Below are 17,715 nucleotides of genomic sequence, written 5' to 3'. Positions count from 1 at the left end.
ACTTACCTCATAAACAGAATTGTTTTTATAATCGCCCATATGCTTGACTCCTTTATCCCCGTCTCTTTAAGCTCCGAAAGTCTTTCAAGGGAGTTTCCTCCAAAGGATACACCGAAAGGTCTATCAAACACATCCCTTCCAAACCTAAAGGCTTGAGCCTTAACAATTCTAAAATACTGCTTGTCTATGCCATAAGCCCTTTCGGAAGATGGTAGAAAAAGCTCTGGCTTTATATAGCCTTGCTCATCAAGGTAGTTAATCAGGCTTGGGTTGGTAATTATGTTGTCTTCAGGAGACAATATAAAGGATATTTTACTGGGGTCTTTGCTAATTTTTAAAAGTATTTCTTGGTTGCTTCTAAAGTGGTCTCCACCGTTTGTCATAGAAAAGTAGAGTTGATACTCTCCTTTTACAAACTCTATAAGCTTTTTCAAGGCTTCTCCTACGTTTCCTTCATAGCTCGCATAGTTCCAGTCCTTTATGTTTTTCACGCTCAGGTTGTAATCTTGCTCCATCCATCCGCCAGAGCCTGGCACTTTGCGCCAGTAGGTAAAGGTAGCATCCACCGTGCCAGCTATACCACCATGGCAAGAAGTGCAGAACTTCATCTCCTCCGCACTCTGCGGTCTTAGGTTTCCTTCCTTATCCTCTATAAACCCAGCCATGAGCCAGTTTTTACTCAGATTAAAAACCACTCCCTTATCCCAGTAAAACTTTTCTTCTTCCTCCTCTTCATCTTCACCCTTTGATACATCTGCGTAGGTTATCTTTTTCATGTACCTCATCTCTTTTATACGGAGAGCCTTAAAGGAGATTGTGTTTTGCGGGTCAAGGTAGTAAAGGGGATGGGCAAACTCGGTGCCGGGAGGATACTGATAGGCCACCACAGGCACATCCTTTGCATCGCCTTCGTAATAGGCAGGCATGGTAAAGTCACCCACATCTGTTCCTTTGCATATATCACCTACCTGCACGCCTTTTACCGCACACTCCACTATGGCAAGGTTCCTCTTGTAAGTGTTTATGTCAAAGTTTTCTTTTCTTTTTCTAAACTCTTCAGGCAGTCTTATAAGGGTAGAATCTATCCTGCCGTTGGTGGGGAAAAAGCCTGGGAAGGGCTTCCATTTGAAGACCCTCCAGCCTGTATGCTCGCCTGTCTGAGGGTCATGTATAAAGCCTTCTTGGTCAACTACTTGAGGGTTTATCTGATAGCTACCCTCTGAATACATATAAAGGGGTGGTACATCTGGAAAGTACTTTAGGTCTCCCTTGCCTCTTTGGAGGTAGGCGGGCGTCCAGTTGTCCTGCCTTATCCATGCCTGTATTTCTTGGTCTGCGGGAGGGGGTACTTCCTTTAAAGTAATATCTGGTCTTATAGCGTTGAGCCATGGGTTTCCAAGCCTTAGTATGCTTTCAGGAAAGGAGTAGTTAAAGGTAAGGTCAAAGTCATTCACTTCGTTAACGTAGGGTGTATTTGCTTGCGTGTGGCACACATAACAGGGGTTGGCTATAGCCTTTCCATACCTCACTATGCCTGTGTCTGTATAACACTCTAAGGGTATGTTAGGCTCTGGATTGGCAAAGTTTGAAGTGCTTATCATATTGCTCTCACCTTTGCTTGAAGTGTCTCCACCACCGCACGCATACAAAAACAGAGCGCTCATTAACAGGTACTTTTTCATGCTTTGCCTCCTAAAACATCCATCCAAGGGCAAGTCTGTATATGTTTTGCTTTTTGGCATCCTTTGGTGCATATCTTACATAGTCTGCCTTTAGGGCTACAAGGGGATGGGGCTTGTAAGAGAGACCAAAGTTAAAGACCTGTACCTTACTTCCTTGAGGTTTTTCAAAACCTTGAGGGACACTGGCGTGCGTGTTGTAGTTTTCATATATGCCAAAAAGGTAGAGCTGTTGGTCGGACACTTTAAAGAACCTCAAAATGTCGTAAGCCACTTGTGTATAAAAGCCATAAAACCTTTTTGGAAAGGTAGTGCATTGACTTGTGTCTCCCAGGAGTGTGCAGGCAGGGTTTGTGCTTATGGCTTTTGAAACCTTCTGAGCGTCCGAGACACTTCCATAAGCTCCTACAAACCTTACATCCCATCCTTCATACTGCCACCAAAGGTGCGGAGAAAAAAGGCTTATGCTCCCAAGCCTGTTGCCCTCTTCGTCCTGAATACCACCTGTAAAGGTGCTGGCACCCACCTTTGCGTTTAGAGGAAGACTGTAATCTAACCTGCCCGTAAAGGCTATTTGGTCAGCCGAAGCCTTAAAGCCCTTCTGCTTAAAGCCTTGAAGTAGCTCGCCCTTTTCAACCTTTTCACCAGCCTCTTCATTAGGCTTAAGACCGTTTGTGATATAAGCTCTGTATTCTAAGGCTCCCAGCCTTCCATAAGCTCCAAAACCCAGCTCCCTCCAAGTGGTAGGAATTATTACCCTCTCTAAATAAGGTCTATCCACGCTCGGAAAAGTTGGAGGCTCGTGATATTCGTTTATTATGCCTACAGGAACAAGAAGGAGACCACCCCTTATACCAAACTTTTCGTTAAAGTTGTAGTCTATAAAGGCAAATTCAACAGCTGTTTCTCCGCTTTCCTCTTTGCCTTCTACAAAGGCATGCTCCCACTCAATCTCTGAATTAAACTTTAGCTTTTCGTTAAAGGCATATCCAAAGTAAAGTACGAGCCTTTTGGCATCTACACTGTTTTTAGGCTTTTTGTCTGAGTTGTGAAGAAAATGTATCTCACCATAACCTCCTATGGATACGCCCTTGGGATTTAAAAGGGCTTTTGAGGCGGCAGGTCCAAGTCCAGAATAAGATTTGATTTCAAGTTGAGGAATAGCTATCTCAAGGCGCAACTTCCTTATTTCTTCTTTCAGTACTTCTGTTTCCTGTTTTGTTTCCTCACTTTTTTTCTGATCCTCTTTGAGTTTTTGTACCTCCTCTTGAAGCGCTTTGATCTGATCCTCTAATTGCTTTATCCGATCTTCCGTAGATTGAGCAAAAACCGTAGTGGAAAATAGCGCGGAAAGAAGAAGAACCCTTTTCATCTCTCTACCTCCTAAAAAATATTGAGATTTAGTGTCTAAAAGTTTACAGGAATTGAGATTAAGTGTCAATATGATACATATCATACAAAAAGGGGTAAAGATCTATACCTGCTATAAAGGCTTATAATTTTTATTATGAAGTTTCCAAAGCTAAGGGCACGTAGATTAAGAAGGAAAGAAGGTATAAGACGTTTGGTAAGAGAAACCAGCTTAAGTCATGAGGATCTGATATGTCCTGTATTTGTTCGTTATGGAGAGGGTGTTATTGAAGAAATACCTTCCATGCCCGGCGTGTTTAGATACAGCCTTGATAAAGTGGTTGATGAGGTAAGGAAAATAAGGGATCTTGGTATACCTGCTATCATACTTTTTGGTATTCCCGAACATAAAGATGAGGTAGGGTCTGATACGTGGAATGACGAAGGGATAATACAGAAAGCCTTGAGGCTTATTAAAGAGGCTGTTCCGGACATTTATGTAATCACGGATGTGTGCTTTTGTGAGTACACCACACATGGGCATTGTGGGGTGGTAAAAGACGGTGATGTGGAAAACGATATGACTCTTGAAAACCTTAAAAAGCAGGTTGTATCCCACGTAAAAAATGGTGCTGATATGGTCGCTCCCTCGGGTATGATGGATGGAATGGTAAGGGCGATAAGGGAGGCTTTGGACGAGTCTGGCTTTTACCATACACCTATAATGGCGTATTCTGCCAAATTTGCGTCAGCTTTTTATGGACCCTTTAGGGAAGCAGCCGAATCTACACCCGCTTTTGGAGATAGAAGAACTTACCAGATGGATCCTGCAAATGCAAGGGAAGCATTGAAAGAGATACTTTTGGATGTTGAGGAAGGTGCAGACATAGTCATGGTAAAGCCTGCTCTCTCTTATTTGGACATAATATACCGTGTAAGGGAAGCTACTTTACTTCCTGTATGTGCATACAACGTAAGCGGTGAGTACTCTATGATAAAAGCCGCCGGAAGGCTTGGGTGGATAGACGAAAAAAAGGTCATGTGGGAAGTATTAACATCTATAAAGCGCGCTGGTGCAGATATGATAATAACTTACTTTGCAAAGGATGTGGCAGAGTTGATAAATAGAGGTGGTATATGACATGAAGTACTATATAAAGACCTTTGGCTGTCAGATGAATTTCAACGATAGCGAGAGAATAAAGGGTATTTTACAGACTCTTGGGTATGAGGAAGTCCAAAACTGGAAAGAAGCCGATATAATCCTTATAAACACGTGTACTATAAGGGAGAAACCTGACCAAAAGGTATTTTCCCATTTGGGTGAGTACAAAAAGGTAAAGGAAGAAAATCCTAAAGCTATCATAGGCGTTTGCGGATGTCTCGCTCAGAGGATGGGTTTTGAGCTTGTTCAGAAGGCACAGGTAGTGGATATAATGTTTTCAAGTTTTAACATACATCAATTGCCTGAACTTATACAACAAGCGCAGGCAGGATACAAAGCGATCGCCATACTTGAAAATCCCCCAGAAGATGAAGAGAAGCTCTGGAACTATCCTACAGTTAGAGAAAATCCTTACTGCGCGTATGTAACTGTAACGAAAGGCTGTGACAAAAATTGTACCTATTGTGTGGTTCCCAAAACGAGGGGAAGGCAAAGATCAAGAAGTATGGAGAGCATAATCAGGGAGGTAAAACGGCTCGTGGAAGATGGTGTGAAGGAGATCCATCTTTTGGGACAAAACGTTACCGCATGGGGTCAGGATATAGGCAGGCACTTTTCGGAACTTTTATATGAAGTTGCGCAAATTGAAGGTGTAAAGAGAATAAGATTCACTACAGGACATCCCAAAGACCTTGATGAGAAGATAGTAAAAGCCATCTCTGAAATAGATAAGGTATGTCAGCATATACACCTTCCAGTACAAGCAGGTTCAAACAGGATACTAAAACTCATGGACAGAGGATACACAAAGGAAGATTACCTTGAGAAAATACGGATGCTTAAGGAATATGTGAAAGGCATAACTTTCTCAACAGACGTTATAGTGGGCTTTCCCACAGAAACAGAGGAGGACTTTGAGGAAACGCTTGATGTCCTAAAAAAGGTAAGGTTTGAACAAGTATTTTCCTTTAAATACTCGCCAAGACCGGATACACCAGCTTACTCTATGGAAGGTCAAGTGCCTGATGACATAAAGACGGAGAGAATGACCAGACTTTTGGAGCTTCAAAAAACCATACTCGCGGATATAGCAAAATCCTACGAAGGTACTGTTCAAGAAGTACTTATTGAAAGCTTTGAAGATGGAAATAAATTAATAGGTAGGACAAGAACAAACAGGTGGGCAAGTATGAATGGTAGTGAAGAACTACTCGGGAAGATTGTAAAGGTGAAGGTTATAAAATCGTATCCTTTCAGTATGGAATGTGATCTGCTGGTTGAAAGTCAAGGAGGTAACTGAAATGATAGAGATGGTGGTACACGGTGTAACTTTAGATCCTGTTTCTCAGATGCCTATAGTGGTACTTAGAGCAAAAGATAATGAAGAGATACTACTCCCTATATGGATAGGCATTTTTGAGGCTGATAGCATAGTTAGAGAACTTCAAAAAGTAGAACCACCCAGACCTATGACTTACGAACTTTTAAAAAGCATAATTCAGCAGATGGGTGGTGTAGTGGAAAAGATCGTGATAACTGATCTACGTGATAGCACTTACTACGCGGAAATACACATAGCCTACGGGACAAATACCCTAATAGTGGATTCAAGACCGAGCGATGCTATAAACCTTGCTTTGAGGTTTGAAGCCCCCATATATGTTGAGCAAGAAGTACTTGAAAAATCAAAAGTTCCTAAACCAGAAGAAGATGAAGAGAAGGAACGACTCAAAGAATGGCTTGAGAACATAAAACCCGAAGACTTTGAAAAGGGTCTAAGCTGATAGAGCCTTATTTAAGCAGTTGTACATTACATCCGTTGAAGGAGTACCGATATCTACGATTGGTTCCACAAATTCTATCTCACCGATTTTTCCCAAGTGATCAAGAAGTATCTTATAAACCTTTATTAGTCCTTCTTCAAAGCAGATACCCTCATGAAACACGTAAAGATCGAGATCTTCCCTGTATGTGGCAAGACCATAGTGTGAAAGATCCTTTAAGGATATGTCCGTACCGACCGCGTAAGCCTGAGCAAGCTTAAGAGCCATCTCTTGGGGCAGGTATTCCTTAGCATAGCACTCCATATCCACGCTTTTGAGCTTTTCATCGCTGGGAATCGCCACCACATATAATGCTCCTTCTTCCTTTATCTCACCACCTTTATAGTGTGCCCTGAGTTGTATGTAATATACCCAAGATCTCATAACACATCTCCTTAATGCATACTATCTTCAAATCTTTATAATAAAAACTCTTCTCTCCTGTGTTTATGACAAAAGCGCTAACTTCTTTCTGTGGAAACCGTTTTCTTATCTCTTCTATTTGCCTTTGAACCTGTTCGTAAGTTCTTTTTAACCTTTCACCTTTTAATTTTCCTGCCTTTACTTCAAGTATAAGAACTTTCTCCTCATGCATTACCAAAAAATCAATGTTTCCGTATTTTATTTTCACATCGCTCTTTAGTAAGGCTTTAAATGGCACACAAGTTTTTAAAATCCCTTCAACATACTCTTCTACCTTCCTACCAGCTTTGTAATTTTCTGCCCTTCTTGCATAGTTTAGAAAGACAAACAGCAAAGGTAGGCTAAGCGCCATACCCACCCAATATGGAAAGGAACCCTTAAGGGAAAGGAGTACGGGAAAAGGGAAAAATAGCACGACAAAAACAGCCAACAGCTTAAATTTCCACTCCATCCACCTGAGATAGTATCTCATCTCATACGCCTAAAAATAAGTTATACAAAAAGATGATAGGAGGGTACATGATCCTGCCCAGTACTCCTGTAAAGAGTAATATCGTTATAATTAAAAAGCCGTACATCTCAAATCTGTAAAAGATTTCCCAATATTTGAGAGAGAAAAAACTCATGACAGCTCTTGATCCGTCAAGTGGCGGTATAGGTATGGCATTAAATACAGCCAAGACAACATTTATAAGCACCGATTTGGCGCAGAATATAGCTAAAGGCAGAGTCACCACGTTTCCAAGAAAGTCCAAGTAACCGGCATCTATGAATCTGTATAAGATGCCGGAGATTAAAGCCAGAAAGAGATTCATTCCCACACCTGCTATAGAGACAAAAAAAGTACCAACCTTAAGATCCCTAAACCTGAGGGGATTTATTGGAACGGGCTTTGCCCAACCAAAGAGTATGGGTGATCCGAGTATTATGAACATAGCGGGGAGAATTATGGTGCCGAAGGGATCTATGTGAGGTATGGGGTTTATGGTGAGCCTTCCTGTCTCTTTTGCTGTTGGGTCTCCCATCTTATAAGCCATCCAGCCGTGCGCATACTCATGAAGTATAACAGCCATCATAATAGCTGGCACTGTGATGATAGCTTCTCTGAGATCCATCTTCCTGATTATAACAAAAGAGAAGATACTGTGTGCTATAATTTTACTCATGTTTTGTATAGATCTCTCGGGGAGAAGAGCACTCGTTACAGGCTCCACGAGAGGCATAGGTAGAGCTATAGCCGAATATCTGGCTCAAGCTGGATCAAGCGTTATAATTACCGGGAGGGAAAAAACAAAGGCTGATGAAGTGGCAAAGGAACTGAGTGAAAAGCATTCGGTAAAAGCTTTGGGACTTGGTTTGAGGCTTGACGACCCCGATTCAATAAAAAAGGGTTACGAGGAGATAGAAAAACTCATAGGAGGCGTAGATATACTCGTAAACAATGCAGGTATAACTAAGGATAAGCTTTTTTTGAGAATGTCCTTAGAAGATTGGGAGGAAGTGCTTAAAGTTAATTTGACTGGTACGTTTTTGATAACCTCCTTAGCTGTGAAAGGTATGATAAAAAATAGATGGGGTAGGATAATAAATGTATCTTCAGTGGTTGGCTTTATGGGAAATGTGGGACAGGTCAACTACTCTGCAACAAAGGCAGGTCTTATAGGTTTTACCAAAAGTCTTGCCAAAGAGCTTGCAAGCAGGAACATAACGGTCAATGCTGTTGCACCTGGCTTTATAGAGACGGATATGACATCAGCCCTTTCTGATGATATAAAGCAGAGCTATCTTAAGAATATCCCTTTGGGAAGGTTTGGTCTCCCAGAGCATGTGGCTGGTGCGGTACTTTTTTTATGCTCTTCGCTTGCGGATTACGTTACCGGAGAAGTCATACACGTAAATGGTGGTATGTATTGAGTTATGAAGCTATTTATCGTTGAGTCTCCTACAAAAGCTAAAACCATCGCTAAGTACCTGGGTAATGATTGGGTTGTGAAGGCAACGTTAGGACATATAAAGGATTTACCGGAAAATGAGTTGGGAATTGATCTTGAAACACTTGAGCCAAGATACGTGTGGCTAAAGGGTAAAAGGAAGATTCTTGACAGTATAAAAAGGCTCGCAAAGAGAGCTAAGAAAATTTACATAGGTACTGATCCGGACAGGGAAGGTGAAGCTATAGCCTACTTTATAAAGGAGGAGCTTTCTGAAATCAACAGATACCTCTATAGAGCCATTTTTTACGAGGTTACAAAGTATGCCATTTTAAAAGCAGTGGAAACATCAGGAGACATAAACCTCAATCTGGTACACGCACAGTTTGCAAGAAGGATACTTGACAGACTCATAGGATATAGACTATCACCTTTCCTTTGGAGAGATTTGGGGGGGAGAGGTTTATCGGTAGGAAGGGTACAGTCTCCAGCTCTCAGGCTTATAGTGGAAAGAGAGAGGCAGATTCAGAGCTTCAAAAGAAGGAAGTACTACTACCTGAAGGTAGAGTTTGAAAAGGATGGTGTGAGCTTTTTTGCAGTTTTAAATCAGAGGTTTGAAAAAGCGTCAAATGCAGAGCCTTACTTAAAGAAATTGAAGGATGTTGTGTTTGTAGTAAAACAGATAGCTAAGAATACACAAAAGGAAGCTCCACCTAAGCCTTTTAATACAGTGAGCCTTCAGGCTGAAGGAAGCAGGAGACTCGGATTGAGCGTAGATAATGTCCAGAAGATAGCTCAAAGGCTATACGAAGATGGACACATAACTTATCCGAGAACGGATAGTTACAGAATAAATAAACAGAAAGCCGAAGAATTCATGTCTTTTATAGAAAAAGCCTATGGAAAAGAGTATGTGGGAAAGTTAAGATCATACAGGGATAAACCTCTGGCTCAGGGAGCGCACGAATGTATAAGACCTACAAATCTGAATAAAAAACCAAGAGGTGAACTGGATCTGAAACTTTGGCATCTTATAACCTCAAGGACTCTTGCAAGTCTGTCCTCAGATGCTTTGAGGGAAAAAACTATCGTAAAGCTGTATCCCTTGACAAGAGAAGATCTTGAGTTTGTTGCCGAAGGATTAAAAACCTTGTTTGACGGATGGACTAAACTCTACACTATTGAAGTAAAAGAAAAGCCTCTCCCTTATCTTGAAGAGGGGGAGCTTTTAAAACCCAAAAGGGCATACATTGAGGAAATGCAGACAGAGCCTCCTCCCAGATATACAGAAGGTACCCTCGTAAAGACCTTAGAACGCCTCGGTATAGGGAGACCTTCCACTTATGCAACCATCGTAAAAACTCTAAAAAGCAGAGGTTACGTAACTGTAGATAAGGGACACCTCAAACCTACAGAAATCGCCTTTCGGGTTGTTGATTATCTAATGGAGCGTTTTCCAAAACTTATGGATTACACCTTCACAAAGGATATGGAGGATCATCTGGATTATGTTGAAGAGGGCAAAGAGGATTGGAAGCTTGTGGTGATTGAATCTTACAGGAAGGTGTTGAATGAAGCAAATAAGAGATAAGTTCATAGGAACTATAATAGGATCGGCTTTAGGTGACGCTATAGGTAAGTGTGTGGAAGATATAACTAAAGAGGAAGTTTATGACTTTTACGGTGATAGAGTAGAAGGTTTTGTAGAACCGCATCCACTCAGTCCATCATCAGGTTTTGCACCTCATGAGATCTCCGATGAAACGAAGATCTCTTTAATACTTCTTGAAAGCATAGTGGACAAAAAGGCTATAGACCCTTACGATTTTTATCGTAGATTACTTTTGTGGAGGGAGGATGAGAAGAGTCACAGGTACCCGGATCCTGCGTTGCTTACCTCTCTTGATCTTCTGTCTTCTGGAATATCCCTTGAGACGGCGGGTTTAGTTTCCTCCTCCGTTGAGGGTATTCTCAGATGTACAGTGGTGGGGCTTTTTCACTTTTATAATCCTCTTATAGCTTCGGAAGGCGCAAGACTTGTCTCAACTCTGACTCATAGAAGTCCGGAAATATACGATGCTTCCGCACTGCTTGCGGTGCTGATATCTCATTTAGTAAAAGATACTTACAATCTCAGGTATTTTGAGCAAAGGGTCACGCTTTTGGAAGAACTCAAGTCCTTTACAAAGTATGAAAAGCACAAAGTTTATATTGACAAGGTTGCCAAGCTTCTCATAGAGGGTGCAGATTTAGATAGGGCTATAAACATTCTCGGTAATTCCACTTACGTATTTGAATCTTTTCCTCTTTCCATATTCATATTCCTTTCCAACTTGGAACAGCCTATGAAAGCCTTTTGGGATGGTGTAAACTCTTACGGAGATTTTGGTGGAGATACGGATGCGATAGGATATCTTGTTGGTGCTTATTTGGGTGCTTACTGGGGTAGCAATATTTTTCCCCCACACCTTGTTGAAAACTTGGAGAACTCAGGTTATTATATTTCTTTAGCCAATAAGCTTTACGATATAGTGGAAAATTATATAGAAAGGAGGTTGCAAGATGTCCTATAAGTTGCAGGAGAGCTTTTTAAACACGGCAAGGAAGAGAAGGGTTAAAGTGACCATATATCTTGTAAATGGTGTCAGACTTCAGGGAAGAATAAGATCCTTTGATCTTTATACTATACTAATGGAAGATGGAAGGCAGCAAACGCTAGTTTACAAACACGCCATAACTACAATTATACCGGCTGAAAAGCTTGAAATTGAGTTTGAAGAAGAGGGGATACCGGGGGCTGTTTAAACCCCCAGCCCTTTTAAAACATACCTGGCGGTTTACCTTTAGAAACTACGAGCCTCTCTACTGGCCTGTCATTCTTTAAATGGTTGTTTACTATCTCCTCCACATCCTCTGGTTTTACGTTTCCGTACCATACACCTTCTGGATACACAACCATTGTAGGTCCAAGACCACAAGGACCTAAACAGCCTGTAGGTGTTACAACCACACTCATAAAAAGTTCAGGATCCATCTGAAGCTTTTCCATAAACTTTTGATAGATATCTCTGCTTCCCTTTTCCGCACAGGATCCCATGGGATGACCTGGTGGTCTCTGATTTACGCATATGAAAAGGTGTTTAAAGTTCATGTGTTTACCTCCGAAAATTTTGAGAGTATTTTAGCAAAAGGATCAGGAAGGTTATTATGAGTTATGTCATGAGATGCTCTCCAGAAAAGCTGTGTGAATATTTTTGACCTTATCGCCAAAATCTACCTTCGCTTTGCCATCCTCTACAGCCAACACCTTACCTTTCCCGAATACCCTGTGTATCACAATATCTCCGACCCTTATGGTATGGTTTGGTACAAGATCATCCGCATAGGTGTTTTTCTTTACTCTGTATGCGGACAGATCTAAATGTTCCTTTGGTATGTCCGAGAGGAATCTACTTGGTTTTGCACCCTTCTCTTTGGTGTATGTCATATAAAGCAGATCTTTGGCTCTTGTAATGGCCACATAAAACAGCCTTCTTTCTTCCTCAAGCTCCTGAAGATCCTTTATGCTCCTTTCGTGAGGAAGTATTCCTTCCTCAAGTCTTGGTAAAAACACAACGGAAAACTCAAGACCTTTGCTCGCATGAATAGTCATTATGCTTACAGCGTCAGAACCTTCCTCTTCTTGACTCATCAAGCTTATTTCCTCCAGAACTTCTAAAAGGGACATGCCGTCCTTCCTTTTCTCTTCAAGAAATCTGAAAAGCTCCTCAAGATTCTCTCTCCTCTCTTCGTAATCTTTCCTATACTTTATCCGCATATAGTCTATATAGCCTACCTTTTTCAAAAATTCTCTGAGGGTTATGTCGTACTCGCTAATGTTCCCCTTCAGATTCAAAAACTCCAAAAGAAACTTTTCCAGTTTTTCACGTCCCCTCCCGCTCAGATGTTTCACAGCTTTGACTGAAGCGGAAAGCCAATTATCCTCATAAAAGCTCTTTATGAAAGTATAGGCTTTATTTCCCAATCCTATCAGTGCGTTTTCTAAGCATCTCTTGAAAGAAAGCTCATCGGCAGGATTTGTAAGCACCTTCAGAAACGCGAGTGCATCCTTCACTTCTGCCCTCTCAAAGAATCTAACGGCTCCTACTGTCCTATAAGGTATCCTTGCGTTGAAGAACGCTCTCTCAAAAGTTTCTGTGAGATAACTTACCCTCACAAGTATAGCTATGTCGGAGGGTTTATACCTTTCAAGTAACCTTTTTATTTCCTGTGCTATCCATACTGCTTCCTCAATCTGAGTTTGGAATCTCCTTACGGTAGGCTTTTCCTCACCGTCTTTTGTAGCTTTAAGTGTGGGGATCATATCCTTCCATATCGCTTTTGAAGCCAGAAGCACAGCGTTGGCAATAGCTATTATGTGTCTCTTGGATCGGTAGTTGTACTCAAGCTTTATAATATCCGGATCAAAGTCAGATTTAAATCTCAGTATGTTGTCAGGTCTTGCGTGTCTCCACTCGTATATGCATTGATTTGGATCTCCTACCACACATATATTTTTCTTAACTAACAACTTCAGTATCTCGTACTGTATTCTGTTTGTATCCTGAAATTCATCCACCATAACAAACTCAAAAAAGTCCCTCCACCTATCACCTTGTCTTTTTAGAAGTTCGTAAGCTTCACTCAAAATGCCGGAAAAGTCAAGGAGATTCTGTTCTTTTAGCATCTGATCGTACCTTATATACACCTCTTCTAAGATACCATCTTTTGTCTCTTCAAGATTTTCACGTCTTGAGAGTATGTATGCATCCGCAAGTTCAAGAATTTCTTTTCCTAAGGAAAGATCTTTGAGGATATTTTTGAGTAGCTTCTTTCTATCTTCTTCGTCAATTATACCGATGGTACGTCTATCTTGTTTGAGCATCCTCAAGGCTATGGAGTGAAAGGTGCCAGTCCATTCTGCATTATTGCCTGTAACTTTAATTATCCGTTCTTTTATCTCACGAGCTGATTTATTGGTAAAAGTAAGCACAAGCACTCTGTCCTGCCTCAATCCCTTTTCGCACACTAAGTATTCCAATTTGTGCGCCAGTGTCTTTGTTTTTCCCGAACCTGCGCCTGCTATTATCAAAAGAGGTCTGCCGAAGTGTTTCACCGCCTTTTCCTGAGAGGGATTGAGCATGAATTACCTAATTATCTAAACTGTACATAACCACAGTTTAGGCTGGAGCATTTATATCCCGCCCTTTTTTAGACTGGCTCAGACCCCAGCAGGCGGCATTTGAGCCAGCCATAGCCTCGCACCAATCCCATGAAACTATTATTATAATGGTGGTATGCGAGTTGCTTTTTTATTTTTGTACCTTTTTTTGATCTTCTCATGTTCAAATGAAGAAAAGAGGATAGCTGTAGTTATATCTGGTGAAGGTAGGATGAGTAAAGTGCGTGGTTTTGAAGATGGACTTAGGGCGCTTGGGGTTAGGGATGTAAAATTTGATGTATATGTGGGAGATAACAACTTAAAAAAGCTGGAGGAAAAAACCATTGAGGTGATAAACAAACTTCAAAAGTACGAACTTATAGCTGTTGGGGGTAGTATAGAAGCTTACTATATAAGAAAACTAAAACCTGATATGAAAAAGCCTATAGTACTTATGGGAGGTACCGCTGTAAAGTCTTGGGGGCTTACAGATAGTATGGAAAGACCTACATACAATATAACCGGGGTGGATAACCTGAATGCGGAGCTTATGGAAAAAAGAATGGAGATATTTCACAAGTTATTCCCAAACATAAATAAGGTTGTAGTTTTCTGTACACCTCGATTTGAGGCATCAAAGGTAGCAACGAGAATAACAATAAAAGCAGGGGAAAAATACGGTATAAAGGTGGTTCCCGTATCAGTAAGAGATGCAGTTGACTTAGAGTATGTGATAAGCCACATGAAGGAGGATGGTTTCGGTGGTATAGTGATAACGCCGTGTTTTTATACGGAGAATTTTTTAACTTCTTATATACTCCAGTACGCTAACTTTTATCAGGTACCTGTCATGTGTCTATCACCTGAGCAAGCAAAAGCTGGCTGTCCGGTTTCTTACGGAAGCTCCGGCTACGAGCAAGGGTATCAGTCGGCTTTTATAGCCTATAGGTTGCTAAAAGGAGAAAAGGTAAAAGACATACCCTTTGAAAAGGTGAAAAATTTGAGACTCGTGATAAACGAGAAAACCCTTAGAGAGCAAAGAATTCCTTACGATTCGCGTGCTATCTCCCTTGCCGATCAGGTACTCAGATGAGGAAGAGTTTAAAGGGGAGGATACTTCTGCTTCTGACCTTAGTACTTATGGTTCAGATAATTTCCTACGCTAACCATTTTTATATTCTCAGATCAGAATTCCTTGAAATGTGGAGGAAGGACGCCAACATACTTGTGTATGCTATATCCGACAAATTAAGTTCAGCTTTGGAAGAGAAAATAAGTAAGATAAGTACGCTAATTGCTAAGTACGAGAAGATGGGCTTATATCCTGAGGAGATCCTGTGGCGCTTATCAGGAGATGTGGATGGTGTTACTGAAGGTGCTTTTTACGATCCGAGCGGTAGGCTGGTGACATATTCAAGCAGACTAAGAACTCTATCAAACTTTGAAGATACGCTGAATTCATTGCTTGAAAGAACACAAATGATCGGATATTATACAGACAACTACGGAGAGTTATACGTCAGGGTTAAGATTCCTGACTTTCAGGACAATGTTTTTAAAGGTTTTTACGTAATAAGTATAAATGTGAATACACTTTTGGAAAATATGTACCCTGTAAATGTGCAGGATGTCAATCTTTACCTTTTGGACAGCAAGGGTAAGGTTCTCCTCAGTGTGCGCCAGAAAAGTGAGGAAAGCCCATTGAAGGTGAGAGCTAAGGTAAAAGGTACTGGCTGGATACTTGTCCTTGAGCAACCATATACCACAGTTGTAAATCCTGCTTACAGATTCTTGCTTAGGGCTTCCCTGTTTGGCATAGTAAACACTGTAGGATTGGGGATCGTAGCTTTTTTAGTTGTACTGCGCATATTCAAGCCACTTGATAGGTTAAAAGGGAATCTTCTTGAGTGGAACGAAAAGAGGCATATAAACCTAAAAGGTGATGACGAGATAGGCATTCTCTCTAAGACCTTTGAAGAGCTAATAAAGCGCCTTGAGAGGGAAAAGGAGGTTTATATGAGCATCTTTAACAATTTCGTTGACGGTATGCTTCTCGTAGATATGGAGGGAAATATAAAAAAGGTCAACAGGAGTTTTTTGGAAAGATACTCAGCCAACGAAGAAAGCCTTGTAGGTAAAAACATCGAGCAGTTCATAGAACCTTACTCATACAACGCCCTCTTTATTCCCGAAGCCTTTCTTACCTTAGGGAATAAAAAGTACGTAGTTAACGTATACGCAGTGAGGATAAAAACCGAAGATGGTAACTTTATCCTTTACCAGCTCAAGGATTTAACTGAGAAGAAAGAGCTTGAACTTATGATTTATAGGACATCAAAACTCTCAGTAGCTGGAGAAATAGCGTGTTCAATAGCTCACCAGCTTAACAATCCTCTTGCCTCTATACTTACATATGCGGAGTACATACATAACACTTCCGACAATGAAAAGCTAAAAGAGAAGGCTCAAGTGATAATGAAACAGGCACTCAAAAGTGCGCAGACAGTCAGGAAACTTTTGGACATAGCAAAAGCCTTTGATGGAAAACCTCAAGAGATAAATCCATGCGATATAACCAGAGAAGTGGTAGAACTTTTGGCTTTTAAAGCTAGGAAAAAGGGGGTCACCCTTGAATTTATATGTGATACCAACACAGAAGCAAGCGTAGTATGCTTTCCTTGGAAGTTAGAACAGATACTGGTAAATGTCATAGAAAATGCCATAGATGCCTCTTTACAAGACCAAAAGGTGGAGATAAGACTAAAACACGAAGGTGATCGCTTCGTATGGATCGTGAGAGATTACGGGAACGGAATTCCCGAGGATGAACTTCACAAAGTGTTTGAACCTTTCTACACAACGAAAAAGGACGGTATTGGTCTTGGACTTTCCTTAGCTAAGAGATTTATAGAGGATATGGGTGGACACATAGAGCTTAAAAATATGGGAAATGGTATGGAAGTCAGGATAATTGTGGTTTCCCAAGTTAGGTGATCAGCTCGTATACTCTGCATTGATTCTTACATAGTCGTAGGAAAGATCACAACTGTAGTATACCCAGCTTTCTTTACCTTCCATTAGGTCAAGTGTTATCTGAACCTCCCTATTTTCCTCTATGTACCTTTTTGCGTTTTCTGTAGCTTTTAAGTGAGCCTTCCCATCGTAAACCAAATGTTCGCCTATGTAAAGCTTTACCTTGAATTGGTCTATAGGAAAGGGAGTGGATCCTGCTGCCGCAAGCACCCTTCCCCAATTAGGATCCTTTCCAAAAATGGCGGTCTTTACAAGGTTTGATGTGGCTATCTTCTCCGCTATGGTCCTCGCCTTTAGCTCAATGGATGCGTTTTTTACGATCACTTTTATTATCCTCGTTGCACCTTCACCATCTTCCACTATTTTCTTGGCAAGGTTCAAGGATACTTCATACACCGCTTGCTTTACCCTTTCAAGATCTTCTTTAACCACACCCAAGCTCACGATTCCAAAGCTGTCATTTGTACTTATGCAACCATCAACGCTAATTGAATTGAAAGTTCTTTCGGCTACTTCCCTGTGCAGTTGATTCAAAGTAAAGCTATCCACATGAGCGTTAGTAAACAAAAAGGCAAGCATGGTAGCCATGCTCGGATGGATCATACCCGCTCCCTTCGCAAAGCCATAAACTTCAAGCGAGCCCACCTTTGCAAAGTCATACTTGGGAAAGCTGTCAGTAGTAGATATAACTTCACTCGCTCTTTTGAGATCAAGAGGTTCAAGGACACTGCAAGCGCTATCTATAGCTTTTAAAAGGTTCTCTATGGGTAGGGGCTTACCAATAATCCCGGTAGAAAAAACAAGCACCTGATCATCTTCAATATCAAGGTTTTTAGCTACTCTCTGTGCCATCATTCTGGCATGCGTTATGCTCTCTTTCCCCACACCACAATTGGCGTTACCGCTATTTATAACAAAAGCTCTAACTGTCTGGCTCTTTTCAAAAACCTTTTGGGAGTATATTACGCTTCCAGCTTTGAAGTGATTGTTAGTAAAAAGAAAAGATGCATTACAAACCTGAGGGAGAAGTATCACAAGCAGGTCAGGTTTTCCTTCTCTTTTTAGCCCTGCCTTTCCTATTCCCATGAGAACGTTCATGAGAAAATTCTAA

General features: G+C 41.1%; 17 protein-coding genes. 9 read left to right on the top strand and 8 right to left on the bottom strand.

Annotated elements, in window-relative coordinates; genetic code table 11:
- Window positions 1-2: 2 nt before the first annotated feature.
- Together ABWK04_02710 and ABWK04_02705 are read right to left on the bottom strand one after the other, a co-directional pair.
- Complete coding sequence (locus ABWK04_02710; protein ID MEZ0360799.1) at window positions 3-1,682, bottom strand: hypothetical protein; 1,680 nt, start codon at window positions 1,680-1,682, stop codon at window positions 3-5.
- A gap of 10 nt (window positions 1,683-1,692) precedes the next feature.
- Window positions 1,693-3,051, bottom strand: coding sequence for a FlxA-like family protein (locus ABWK04_02705; protein MEZ0360798.1), 1,359 nt, complete (start codon window positions 3,049-3,051; stop codon window positions 1,693-1,695).
- 135 nt (window positions 3,052-3,186) lie between these two features.
- On the opposite strand from ABWK04_02705, the gene hemB reads away from it, so the two are divergent.
- Genes hemB through ABWK04_02690 form a run of 3 tightly spaced genes read left to right on the top strand, consistent with a single transcriptional unit; the run spans window position 3,187 to window position 5,978 of the window.
- Entirely contained in the window at window positions 3,187-4,170 is a 984-nt protein-coding gene (gene hemB, locus ABWK04_02700; GenBank protein MEZ0360797.1) for a porphobilinogen synthase, read from the top strand.
- A 1-nt stretch (window position 4,171) separates the two neighbouring features.
- Window positions 4,172-5,494 (top strand): tRNA (N6-isopentenyl adenosine(37)-C2)-methylthiotransferase MiaB, encoded by a 1,323-nt coding sequence (gene miaB, locus ABWK04_02695; protein MEZ0360796.1) that lies wholly within the window; start codon window positions 4,172-4,174, stop codon window positions 5,492-5,494.
- Between the two features lies 1 nt (window position 5,495).
- Window positions 5,496-5,978 (top strand): bifunctional nuclease family protein, encoded by a 483-nt coding sequence (locus tag ABWK04_02690; protein MEZ0360795.1) that lies wholly within the window; start codon window positions 5,496-5,498, stop codon window positions 5,976-5,978.
- On the opposite strand, the gene ABWK04_02685 is transcribed toward ABWK04_02690, so the two are convergent.
- From ABWK04_02685 to ABWK04_02675, 3 genes are read right to left on the bottom strand one after another with little or no spacing between them, the layout of a single operon-like run.
- The gene (locus tag ABWK04_02685; GenBank protein MEZ0360794.1) at window positions 5,970-6,401 is read right to left on the bottom strand and encodes a hypothetical protein; all 432 of its coding nucleotides are present in this window, start codon (window positions 6,399-6,401) and stop codon (window positions 5,970-5,972) included. The two genes, ABWK04_02690 and ABWK04_02685, sit on opposite strands and share 9 nt — an antisense overlap.
- On the bottom strand, window positions 6,358-6,891 hold the full coding sequence (locus ABWK04_02680) for an NERD domain-containing protein (protein MEZ0360793.1): 534 nt from the start codon (window positions 6,889-6,891) through the stop codon (window positions 6,358-6,360). The genes ABWK04_02685 and ABWK04_02680 overlap by 44 nt, the downstream gene beginning before the upstream one ends.
- Before the next feature lie 22 nt (window positions 6,892-6,913).
- Window positions 6,914-7,555, bottom strand: a complete 642-nt coding sequence (locus ABWK04_02675) for a site-2 protease family protein (GenBank protein ID MEZ0360792.1) — start codon at window positions 7,553-7,555, stop codon at window positions 6,914-6,916.
- A gap of 49 nt (window positions 7,556-7,604) precedes the next feature.
- Between ABWK04_02675 and fabG the strand changes: the two genes are divergently transcribed.
- Genes fabG through hfq form a run of 4 tightly spaced genes read left to right on the top strand, consistent with a single transcriptional unit; the run spans window position 7,605 to window position 11,176 of the window.
- Window positions 7,605-8,354, top strand: a complete 750-nt coding sequence (gene fabG, locus ABWK04_02670) for a 3-oxoacyl-[acyl-carrier-protein] reductase (GenBank protein MEZ0360791.1) — start codon at window positions 7,605-7,607, stop codon at window positions 8,352-8,354.
- Window positions 8,355-8,357: 3 nt separating this feature from the next.
- Window positions 8,358-9,962, top strand: coding sequence for a type I DNA topoisomerase (topA, locus tag ABWK04_02665; protein ID MEZ0360790.1), 1,605 nt, complete (start codon window positions 8,358-8,360; stop codon window positions 9,960-9,962).
- Window positions 9,943-10,944, top strand: coding sequence for an ADP-ribosylglycohydrolase family protein (locus ABWK04_02660; protein ID MEZ0360789.1), 1,002 nt, complete (start codon window positions 9,943-9,945; stop codon window positions 10,942-10,944). The genes topA and ABWK04_02660 overlap by 20 nt, the downstream gene beginning before the upstream one ends.
- On the top strand, window positions 10,934-11,176 hold the full coding sequence (gene hfq / locus ABWK04_02655) for an RNA chaperone Hfq (protein MEZ0360788.1): 243 nt from the start codon (window positions 10,934-10,936) through the stop codon (window positions 11,174-11,176). Before ABWK04_02660 ends, hfq begins: the two co-directional genes overlap by 11 nt.
- 13 nt (window positions 11,177-11,189) lie before the next feature.
- Here the strand turns inward: hfq and ABWK04_02650 are convergent, their stop codons facing one another.
- Together ABWK04_02650 and ABWK04_02645 are read right to left on the bottom strand one after the other, a co-directional pair.
- Window positions 11,190-11,522: a ferredoxin gene (locus ABWK04_02650; protein MEZ0360787.1), complete on the bottom strand. Its 333-nt coding sequence runs from the start codon at window positions 11,520-11,522 to the stop codon at window positions 11,190-11,192.
- A 66-nt stretch (window positions 11,523-11,588) separates the two neighbouring features.
- Window positions 11,589-13,553 carry an ATP-dependent helicase gene (locus ABWK04_02645; GenBank protein MEZ0360786.1) on the bottom strand — a complete coding sequence of 655 codons (1,965 nt, stop codon included), beginning with the start codon at window positions 13,551-13,553 and terminating at the stop codon, window positions 11,589-11,591.
- A 154-nt stretch (window positions 13,554-13,707) separates the two neighbouring features.
- On the opposite strand from ABWK04_02645, the gene ABWK04_02640 reads away from it, so the two are divergent.
- A complete protein-coding gene (locus ABWK04_02640; GenBank protein ID MEZ0360785.1) occupies window positions 13,708-14,664 on the top strand; it encodes an ABC transporter substrate binding protein in 957 nt (318 codons plus the stop codon).
- Entirely contained in the window at window positions 14,661-16,565 is a 1,905-nt protein-coding gene (locus ABWK04_02635; GenBank protein MEZ0360784.1) for an ATP-binding protein, read from the top strand. Before ABWK04_02640 ends, ABWK04_02635 begins: the two co-directional genes overlap by 4 nt.
- Here ABWK04_02635 and argJ read toward each other — a convergent pair whose 3' ends face one another.
- Window positions 16,566-17,702 carry a bifunctional glutamate N-acetyltransferase/amino-acid acetyltransferase ArgJ gene (gene argJ / locus ABWK04_02630; GenBank protein ID MEZ0360783.1) on the bottom strand — a complete coding sequence of 379 codons (1,137 nt, stop codon included), beginning with the start codon at window positions 17,700-17,702 and terminating at the stop codon, window positions 16,566-16,568.
- Window positions 17,703-17,715 lie beyond the last annotated feature (13 nt).

The organism is Hydrogenobacter sp., from assembly GCA_041287335.1.
Classification (GTDB): domain Bacteria; phylum Aquificota; class Aquificia; order Aquificales; family Aquificaceae; genus Hydrogenobacter.
Note: the sequence above shows the minus strand (reverse complement) of the source record. Positions and strands in the feature narration are given on the sequence as shown.

What these genes read in the sequence shown, in the direction of transcription:
- ABWK04_02710 (MEZ0360799.1), bottom strand. Translation starts at nt 1,682, where the DNA reads ATGAAAAAGTACCTGTTAATGAGCGCTCTGTTTTTGTATGCGTGCGGT.
- ABWK04_02705 (MEZ0360798.1), bottom strand. Translation starts at nt 3,051, where the DNA reads ATGAAAAGGGTTCTTCTTCTTTCCGCGCTATTTTCCACTACGGTTTTT.
- hemB (MEZ0360797.1), top strand. Translation starts at nt 3,187, where the DNA reads ATGAAGTTTCCAAAGCTAAGGGCACGTAGATTAAGAAGGAAAGAAGGT.
- miaB (MEZ0360796.1), top strand. Translation starts at nt 4,172, where the DNA reads ATGAAGTACTATATAAAGACCTTTGGCTGTCAGATGAATTTCAACGAT.
- ABWK04_02690 (MEZ0360795.1), top strand. Translation starts at nt 5,496, where the DNA reads ATGATAGAGATGGTGGTACACGGTGTAACTTTAGATCCTGTTTCTCAG.
- ABWK04_02685 (MEZ0360794.1), bottom strand. Translation starts at nt 6,401, where the DNA reads ATGAGATCTTGGGTATATTACATACAACTCAGGGCACACTATAAAGGT.
- ABWK04_02680 (MEZ0360793.1), bottom strand. Translation starts at nt 6,891, where the DNA reads ATGGAGTGGAAATTTAAGCTGTTGGCTGTTTTTGTCGTGCTATTTTTC.
- ABWK04_02675 (MEZ0360792.1), bottom strand. Translation starts at nt 7,555, where the DNA reads ATGGATCTCAGAGAAGCTATCATCACAGTGCCAGCTATTATGATGGCT.
- fabG (MEZ0360791.1), top strand. Translation starts at nt 7,605, where the DNA reads ATGTTTTGTATAGATCTCTCGGGGAGAAGAGCACTCGTTACAGGCTCC.
- topA (MEZ0360790.1), top strand. Translation starts at nt 8,358, where the DNA reads ATGAAGCTATTTATCGTTGAGTCTCCTACAAAAGCTAAAACCATCGCT.
- ABWK04_02660 (MEZ0360789.1), top strand. Translation starts at nt 9,943, where the DNA reads ATGAAGCAAATAAGAGATAAGTTCATAGGAACTATAATAGGATCGGCT.
- hfq (MEZ0360788.1), top strand. Translation starts at nt 10,934, where the DNA reads ATGTCCTATAAGTTGCAGGAGAGCTTTTTAAACACGGCAAGGAAGAGA.
- ABWK04_02650 (MEZ0360787.1), bottom strand. Translation starts at nt 11,522, where the DNA reads ATGAACTTTAAACACCTTTTCATATGCGTAAATCAGAGACCACCAGGT.
- ABWK04_02645 (MEZ0360786.1), bottom strand. Translation starts at nt 13,553, where the DNA reads ATGCTCAATCCCTCTCAGGAAAAGGCGGTGAAACACTTCGGCAGACCT.
- ABWK04_02640 (MEZ0360785.1), top strand. Translation starts at nt 13,708, where the DNA reads ATGCGAGTTGCTTTTTTATTTTTGTACCTTTTTTTGATCTTCTCATGT.
- ABWK04_02635 (MEZ0360784.1), top strand. Translation starts at nt 14,661, where the DNA reads ATGAGGAAGAGTTTAAAGGGGAGGATACTTCTGCTTCTGACCTTAGTA.
- argJ (MEZ0360783.1), bottom strand. Translation starts at nt 17,702, where the DNA reads ATGAACGTTCTCATGGGAATAGGAAAGGCAGGGCTAAAAAGAGAAGGA.